Source organism: Microvirga sp. P4_G7, assembly GCF_056401005.1.
In genome coordinates this window covers 1-1,122 of the sequence record NZ_JBFUKD010000948.1, presented here as the reverse complement: position 1 = coordinate 1,122, position 1,122 = coordinate 1, and the positions used below count along the sequence as shown (strand labels likewise).

At 65.2% G+C, this 1,122-nt stretch carries 1 protein-coding gene; it reads left to right on the top strand.

Annotation, left to right across the window (positions count from 1 at the left end):
• The first annotated feature begins 162 nt into the window (after nt 1-162).
• Nucleotides 163-906 carry an SDR family oxidoreductase gene (locus AC1DT3_RS22140; protein ID WP_477467325.1) on the top strand — a complete coding sequence of 248 codons (744 nt, stop codon included), beginning with the start codon at nt 163-165 and terminating at the stop codon, nt 904-906.
• Nucleotides 907-1,122 lie beyond the last annotated feature (216 nt).

Here is a 1,122-nt window from a genome sequence, read left to right as displayed (position 1 = left end):
GGGTGGAGCGGCGCCGTTCGACGATCGGGAAAACGCCCGCATGGCGTCCCATCCGTCCATCCATCTTGATTATTTACCTGTTTCGGATGGTGATGCCGCATTATCAGCGATCATGCGGGTATCGAATCCAGGAGCGCCGCGTGGGGCATGAGGAGACAGGCCATGGCAACTGAAACGACCAAGCGGATTGCGATCGTTACCGGAGCCTCGCGGGGCATCGGCGCGGCGGTGGCGACGCGTCTTGCCGCCGACGGCTTCACCGTCGTCATCAACTATTCCGGCGACGCTGCGTCGGCCGGCGCCTTGGCGCGAGAAATCGAGAGCAAAGGCGGCCGCGCCCTGACCGTCAAGGCGGACGTGAGCGACGCGCGGGCCGTGCGCGGCATGTTCGACACGGCGGAGACAGCCTTCGGCGGTGTGGACGTTCTCGTGAACAATGCGGGCATCATGGCGCTCTCGACAATCGCCGACACCGACGACGAGACGTTCGAGCGTCAGATAAACGTCAATCTCAAGGGTACGTTCAACACGCTGCGCGAAGCCGCCAAGCGTCTGCGCGACGGCGGTCGCATCGTCAACGTCTCCTCGAGCGTCGTCGGTCTGCTGCAGCCGACCTACGGCGTCTACGCAGGCACCAAGGCGGCCGTCGAGGCGATGACCAGCATTCTCGCCAAGGAGCTCCGCGGCCGCAACATCAACGTCAACGCCATCGCCCCTGGTCCGACCGCAACCGATCTCTTTCTCAAGGGCAAGCCGCAGGATCTCGTCGACCGCTTGGCGAAGCTCGCTCCGCTCGAACGGCTCGGACAACCCGAGGACATCGCGGCCGCCGTGGCGTTCCTCGCCGGTCCCGACGGGGCCTGGATCAACGGCCAGACCCTGCGCGCCAACGGCGGCATCATCTGAACCGGGCCGCTAGCCGGTGCATCCAGCGGCTTTGGCACGCTCGTCGTGCCGCCGGGCACCTCGTCGACGTTGCCAGACACACTTCCCGAAATTGCCATAGCTTTGTAGGTTGCTGTCGCCCGTTCCGGATGGAACGGGCGCTTGCTGCCGAGACCGACGCTACGCGAATTCGGTGGGATTGTCGGGTTTCCGGCCGCGCAGACGTCCTTTGAGCGG